This window comes from Methylibium sp. (assembly GCF_013817365.1).
Taxonomy (GTDB): Bacteria; Pseudomonadota; Gammaproteobacteria; order Burkholderiales; family Burkholderiaceae_C; genus Methylibium.
The window spans coordinates 1-6,260 of the sequence record NZ_JACDCU010000248.1 but is presented as its reverse complement, the minus strand read 5'-3'; the positions used below and the strand labels follow the sequence as shown (position 1 = coordinate 6,260).

Annotated in this window: 6 protein-coding genes; all 6 read right to left on the bottom strand. The window is 66.9% G+C overall.

Annotated features, from left to right (window positions below):
- Positions 1–999: M3 family metallopeptidase (locus tag H0W38_RS14550; RefSeq protein WP_292455293.1), on the bottom strand; the 999-nt coding region annotated here is incomplete at its 3' end.
- A gap of 6 nt (positions 1,000–1,005) precedes the next feature.
- Positions 1,006–1,134 carry a Dabb family protein gene (locus H0W38_RS14545; protein WP_292455290.1) on the bottom strand — a complete coding sequence of 43 codons (129 nt, stop codon included), beginning with the start codon at positions 1,132–1,134 and terminating at the stop codon, positions 1,006–1,008.
- Positions 1,131–1,349 carry a hypothetical protein gene (locus H0W38_RS14540; RefSeq protein ID WP_292455288.1) on the bottom strand — a complete coding sequence of 73 codons (219 nt, stop codon included), beginning with the start codon at positions 1,347–1,349 and terminating at the stop codon, positions 1,131–1,133. The genes H0W38_RS14545 and H0W38_RS14540 overlap by 4 nt, the downstream gene beginning before the upstream one ends.
- A gap of 76 nt (positions 1,350–1,425) precedes the next feature.
- Positions 1,426–2,601 carry an acetyl-CoA C-acyltransferase gene (locus tag H0W38_RS14535; protein ID WP_292455285.1) on the bottom strand — a complete coding sequence of 392 codons (1,176 nt, stop codon included), beginning with the start codon at positions 2,599–2,601 and terminating at the stop codon, positions 1,426–1,428.
- Between the two features lie 84 nt (positions 2,602–2,685).
- Positions 2,686–4,779, bottom strand: a complete 2,094-nt coding sequence (locus tag H0W38_RS14530) for a 3-hydroxyacyl-CoA dehydrogenase NAD-binding domain-containing protein (protein ID WP_292455283.1) — start codon at positions 4,777–4,779, stop codon at positions 2,686–2,688.
- 209 nt (positions 4,780–4,988) lie between these two features.
- The gene (locus H0W38_RS14525; protein ID WP_292455281.1) at positions 4,989–5,708 is read right to left on the bottom strand and encodes an ABC transporter ATP-binding protein; all 720 of its coding nucleotides are present in this window, start codon (positions 5,706–5,708) and stop codon (positions 4,989–4,991) included.
- Between the last annotated feature and the right edge of the window lie 552 nt (positions 5,709–6,260).

Here is a 6,260-nt window from a genome sequence, read left to right as displayed (position 1 = left end):
TTCACGAAGACGGCCGCGTAACATGCGACCACCGACTTGCCCACCGCGTCGGTCGTTCGTCGCAAGCGACGCCCGCCGCCGTGGACAAGTCTCACAGCGCCTCACACACAGAATTTCTGACACTCCCGCCTGCACCGTCGCGACGTTGTGCGCCATGCGGCGGCGCACCTGGAACTCGGCGTAACTCTCGAGCCCGAACAGCTGCGCATACGCCCGGCGCTTGTTCGCAAGCGCTGCGAGCCGGTCGAGATTGGCTTGGCCGCCGCGCGCATGGAAGGCACGCCACACGCGCTCGCGCGCCGCCGGGTCGTGCGCCGTTTCCATCACCGGTCCATAAACGGGGTAGTCCAGGCCGAGCAGCACGCGACCTTGTGGGTCGCGAGGCGCTTCGCGCCACACCGCAGCCGGCACCCCACTCAGTTCGGACTCGGTAAAGGCGACGAGGGTGTCGTCCTCGCGCACCTGTCGCTCGAAAGCCTGCGACAACTCGGCCATCTCGTTGCTGAGCCGTCGCGCTGTGGCCCGGCGCCGCGCGGACAGCGCGACGCCGGCATCCTCGAAGGCCGCCAGCAGGTCGTCGCGCATCTGGCGGTCGATCGGATCGAGCGGCACCAGGGCCTCAAGCCGGGCGTGGATTTTCGCGTTCTGGTACAGCCGGCTGGCGAAGTCCTGAAAGCGAAGCGTGCAGGCCTCGGCGGCGTCGCGCACCGCGGTGTTCGGGTGAACGTGCGCCTGAAAGGCGATCGGCGCCAGCTGCTCATCGACCGCCTGGGTGATGCCGTCCATGCCGGCCAGCACACCGACCTTGCCGTCGGCGCCGGCGGCAACGCGGCGCTCACGCCGCGCCACATCGCCCAGCAAGCCAACGCACTGCGCTTCGACCTGGGCAGCGCTGCGAGCGACGGGAAAGACCTGAAACGCAGCAGCGGCATCCGTCGCCGCCGCGGTGGATGCGCCCATCGAAAACATTGCAGCACCGGCCAGTCGACGCAGGCGCATGGCCGTTCAAGGCCGCTCGAAATTGACCACCCGCCGCTCACTGCGCATGGGTCCGAGCTGTGCGGCGACGGCCTGGTGCTGCGGATGGCTCTGGTAGGCCTCGTGCAGCGTCCAGATGACGATGTGGTGGATCACCGCGGCGTTCCCTCGTCCGGCAGCTCCGCCGCGTCGCCGCGCCGCGATCGCAACCAGATCAGCAGCACGCCGACCAGTATTGCCAGGCCGCCGCCCCAGCTCAGGCTGTGCCCGAGTGCGGCGTTGTCGTCGATCACCCACAGTCCGAGCATCGCCATGAAGATGCCGCCATAGATCAGCACCCAGGTCAGTTTCTCGAGTCGTACGGTCTTCATCTCGTTTGTTCCTGTTTCGCCGCTGAGCCGCATGAGCAGGCTCGGTCCGCGATCAACTCGGCGGGTCGCGCCGCACTCACAGCACCTCGAACACGCCGGCCGCGCCCATCCCGCCGCCGATGCACATGGTGACGCACACTCTCTTCGCGCCGCGGCGCTTGCCTTCGATGAGCGCGTGACCGGTGAGGCGCTGCCCGCTCACGCCGTAGGGATGGCCGACCGCGATGGCGCCGCCGTTCACATTGAGCCGGTCCATGGGAATGCTTAGCCGTTCGGCGCAATAGAGCACTTGCACGGCGAAGGCTTCGTTCAGTTCCCACAAGTCGATATCAGCGACCGTCAGGCCCAGGCGCTCGAGCACTTTGGGCACGGCAAAAACGGGACCGATGCCCATCTCGTCGGGCTCGCAGCCTGCCACTGCGAAACCGAGGAAGCGACCCAGCGGCTTCAAACCGTTCTTCTCGGCAAAGGCATCGCTGACGATCACGCAGGCGCCGGCGCCATCGCTGAACTGGCTGGCATTGCCGGCCGCAATCACGCCGCCCGGAATCGCCGGCTTGATGCCGGAGACGGCTTCCACCGTCGTGCCAGGTCGCAGGCCTTCGTCCGCGCTGATGGTGACCTGCTTGCTGCGCAGGCCCATCACCGCATCGGCGACGCCGGCCGTCACCGTGATCGGTGCCAGCTCGTCGTTGAACTTGCCGGCCTCCTGCGCCGCACAGGCTCGCTGCTGGCTGCGTGCGCCGTATTCGTCCATGCGGTCGCGGTCGATCTTGTAGCGCTTGGCCACCTGCTCGGCGGTCTGCAGCATGTTCCAGTAGATCTCGGGCTTGTGTTCGATCAGCCAGGGGTCGGTGATCATGTGGCGGTTGGCTTCGTTCTGCACGCAGGAGATGCTCTCGACGCCGCCGGCCACGTACACGTCCCCCTCACCCGCGACGATGCGCTGAGCGGCCATGGCGATGGTCTGGAGGCCGCTGGAGCAGAAGCGGTTGACGGTCACACCGCTGGTGGTGACGGGCAGCCCGGCGCGCAACGCGATCTGGCGTGCGATGTTGCTGCCGGTGGCGCCCTCGGGCGTGGCGCAGCCCATCAGCACGTCCTCGACGAGGGCGCCGTCGATGCCGGCGCGCTCGATGGCCGCCCTGACCGCGTGGCCGCCGAGCGTAGCGCCGTGGGTCATGTTGAAGGCGCCTTTCCAGCTCTTGGCCAAAGGCGTGCGGGCGGTTGAGACGATGAGGGCTTGGGTCATTTCGGCATCCTTCGAGTGCGGCTTGCGTTTTCAGGGGCGGGCCGGGCCTCACCCCAACCCACTCCCAGGGGAAGAGGGAGTCAGTCAGGTGAAGCTCTTGCCTTCGTCGGCCAGGCGCGCGAGCAGCGGGGCGGGTTGCCAAACCTCGGCGTCGTCGTTGGGGTTCATTGCGAAGCGCTTCATCGCCTGCACCACGTTGAAGAGGCCCTGCGTGTCGGCGTAGCACATCGGCCCGCCGCGGTGCAGCGGAAAGCCGTAGCCGGTGAGGTAGACCATGTCGATGTCGGAGGCGCGCGAGGCGATGCCCTCATCGAGGATCTTCGCGCCCTCGTTCACCAGCGAATAGACCAGCCGGTGCACGATCTCCTCTTCGCCGATCTTGCGCGGTGTGATGCCGAGGTCGGCGCGGTGCTGCGCGATCATGTCCACCACATCCTTCGACGGAATGGCATCGCGCTTGCCGGGTTGGTAGTCGTACCAGCCGGCGCCCGTCTTCTGGCCGAAGCGGCCCTTCTCGCACAACAGGTCGGCGGTCTTGCTGTAGCGCATGTGGGGCTTCTCGACGTAGCGGCGCTTGCGGATCGCCCAGCCGATGTCGTTGCCGGCGAGATCGCCCACGCGGAAGGGACCCATCGCAAAGCCGAACCGCTCGCAGGCCTTGTCGACCTGCGCCGGCGTGGCGCCCTCCTCCAGCAGGAAGCCGGCCTGGCGCGTGTACTGCTCGAGCATGCGGTTGCCGATGAAGCCGTCGCACACGCCGGAGACAACGCACGTCTTCCTGATCTTCTTGCCGAGCTGCATCACGGTGGCGAGGACGTCTTTGGCGGTCTTCTCGCCGCGCACCACCTCGAGCAGTCTCATCACGTTGGCGGGGCTGAAGAAGTGGGTGCCGATCACGTCTTCTGGCCGCCGGGTGAAGGCGGCGATCTTGTCGACGTCGAGCGTGGAGGTGTTGCTGGCGAGGATGGCGCCGGGCTTCATCACCTCGTCGAGCGCCTTGAAGACCTTCTCCTTCACGCCCATGTCCTCGAACACCGCCTCGATGGCCAGGTCGGCGTCTCTCAGATCGGCATACTCGAGCGTGGTCGAGAGCAGGTTCATGCGCTCGTCGTACTTGTCGGCCTTCAGCTTGCCCTTCTTGACCTGCGCCTCGTAGTTCTTGCGGAGGGTGGCGACGCCGCGTTCGAGCGCTTCGGCCTTTTGCTCCAGCATGACGACCGGGATCCCGGCGTTGAGGAAGTTCATGGCGATGCCGCCGCCCATGGTGCCCGCGCCGATCACGGCGACCTTGTTCACCGGGCGCAGTGGCGTGTTGGCGGGAACGTCGGGGATCTTGCTGGCCGCGCGCTCGGCAAAGAACGCATGTCGCAGCGCCTTCGATTCCGGCGTCAGCATCAGCGCCGCGAAGGCCTCGCGCTCGTAGCGCATGCCGTCCTCGAACTTCGCCTTGACCGCCTGCTCGACGCAATCGACGCAGCGCACCGGCGCCGGAAAGTGCCTGGCCATCGCACCCGCCGTGTTGCGCGCGAACTGGAAATAGGCATCGGCGTTCGGATGCGTCGCCTTCAGATCGCGCACGCGCGGCAGCGGGCGCGTATCGGCCACCGAGCGCGCGAAAGCGACCGCGCCTTCGAGCAGATCGCCTTCGATGATCTTTTGGAACAGCTGCTGGCCGTGCGCCTGTGCCAGCAGCTCGCTCTTCACCGGCTCGCCGCTGACGATCATGTTGAGCGCGTTCTCCACACCGATTGCGCGCGGCAGCCGCTGCGTGCCCCCGGCGCCCGGCAGCAGGCCGAGCTTGACCTCGGGAAGCGCAATGCTCGCGCCGGGCGAAGACACGCGGTAGTGACAGCCCAGCGCCAACTCGAGCCCGCCCCCCATGCACACCGTGTGGATCGCGGCGACCACCGGCTTGCTGCTGTTCTCGACCGTCCGGATCACGCTCAGCAGGTTGGGTTCGGCCAAGGCCTTGGCTGAGCCGAACTCCTTGATGTCCGCGCCTCCGGAGAACGCCTTGCCGGCGCCGGTGATGACGATGGCGCGCACTGCCCCGTCGGCTTCGGCCCTGGCCAGCGCGTCGGTGATGCCGCGGCGCGTCTCGCAGCCGAGGCCGTTGACGGGCGGGTTGTTCAGCGTGATGACGGCGACATCGCCGTGCGCTTCGTAGAGGGCGCTCATGGGTCGGCCTTTCGAGGATGGAAAGCCGCATCAGACGGCAAATAGCACGATCGTTCGATTCTGGATGGAAAGTGCTTGCGGGGATGTCGCTGCGGTGACAAGACAGTCGGCCCAGTGCGGGCACTCGGTCGCGGCCATCGAGGCCGCTTCCTCGCCGATCGCTGCGCTGGTCGATTCCTTGGACCGGGCCCCTCGCCCTTCGCTCCGCTCTATACCTCCAACCACTCCTTGCGAATATAGGCGTTGCCTCGCAAGTCGGCCGGCGTGCCCTCGAAGACGATGCGGCCATGGCCCATGACGTAGCAACGCTCGGAGATTTGCAGGGCGATGGTCAGCTTTTGTTCGACCAGCAGCACCGACAGGCCACGCCGCTTGAGCTCCTTCAAGAACTCCGCCACCAAGTCCACGATCTTCGGCGCCAAGCCCTCCGTGGGCTCGTCGATCATGATCAGCTCGGGGTCGCCCATCAGCGTGCGGCACAAGGTGAGCATCTGCTGCTCACCGCCCGAGAGCACACCGGCCTCCGTGTGCTGGCGATCCTTCAGTCGCGGGAACAGCTGGTACATGTCGTCGAACGACCAGCGCGGCGCTTTCTCACCGCCGTTCTGCCCGCGTTTGCGGCGCCCCTTCTCGCCGAGCTGCAGGTTCTGGTGCACGGTGAGCTTGGGAAAGATGTCGCGGTTCTCGGGCACGTAGCCGATGCCGCGGTGGGCGATTTCGAAAGCCTTGTGGCCGAGGATCTCGTCGCCCTTCCACTTCACCGAACCCTGCCCTTCGACGAGGCCCATGATGGTCCTGACGGTGGTCGATCGGCCCGAGCCGTTGCGGCCCAGGATGCTCACGATCTCGCCCGGCTTGACGTCGAGCGTGACGCCGTGCAGCACATGGCTTTTGCCGTAGAACGCGTGGAGGTTGGTGAGCTTCAGCATGGGCGTGTCGACACGGTGCCTTCGGGAGGGCGGCGGCCTTGCGGAGGAGCGGGACGGGCAAAGCCGTGGGCGGGTGTGTGGCGGCGCGCCGGTGCGGCGGTCGGCCCTGTGGGCCGACTGCGCTGTGCTGCTCGGGTTGGCGGCGCGTCGCGGAACTCACTTCGTTCGCTGCGCTCACTGCGCTCAGACAGCCGCGACGAGTCAGTTGACGAAGCGCGCTGCGCGCGCCGCCGCCAACCCTGCGCTGCTCGCCGCCGCACAGGCGCGCCGCCACACACCCGCCCACGGCTTTGCAAGACAGAACAGTCCTCTATATAGGGTGAAGGCAATCGCAGGCATCGAGCCTGCGAATTGCCGCGGCACATGGCGGGCTCGAAGCCCGCCATGTGCCGGTCTTTTCCTCCCTCCCCCACCGACACCCCCCCCAGCCAACACAAACCGAAAACCCGCAAAAGGCCGAAAGCCCGCACGTAGACGTATTTCATTTCACCGGCCCGCCGTGCTGCCGGCAGCCTGCTGATCGGCAAGCATCGACCCCAGATACGCTTCCTG

Excerpts from the sequence above, each read along its gene's own strand:
- H0W38_RS14535 (WP_292455285.1), bottom strand. The coding sequence starts at position 2,601 with ATGACCCAAGCCCTCATCGTCTCAACCGCCCGCACGCCTTTGGCCAAG.
- H0W38_RS14540 (WP_292455288.1), bottom strand. The coding sequence starts at position 1,349 with ATGAAGACCGTACGACTCGAGAAACTGACCTGGGTGCTGATCTATGGC.
- H0W38_RS14525 (WP_292455281.1), bottom strand. The coding sequence starts at position 5,708 with ATGCTGAAGCTCACCAACCTCCACGCGTTCTACGGCAAAAGCCATGTG.
- H0W38_RS14530 (WP_292455283.1), bottom strand. The coding sequence starts at position 4,779 with ATGAGCGCCCTCTACGAAGCGCACGGCGATGTCGCCGTCATCACGCTG.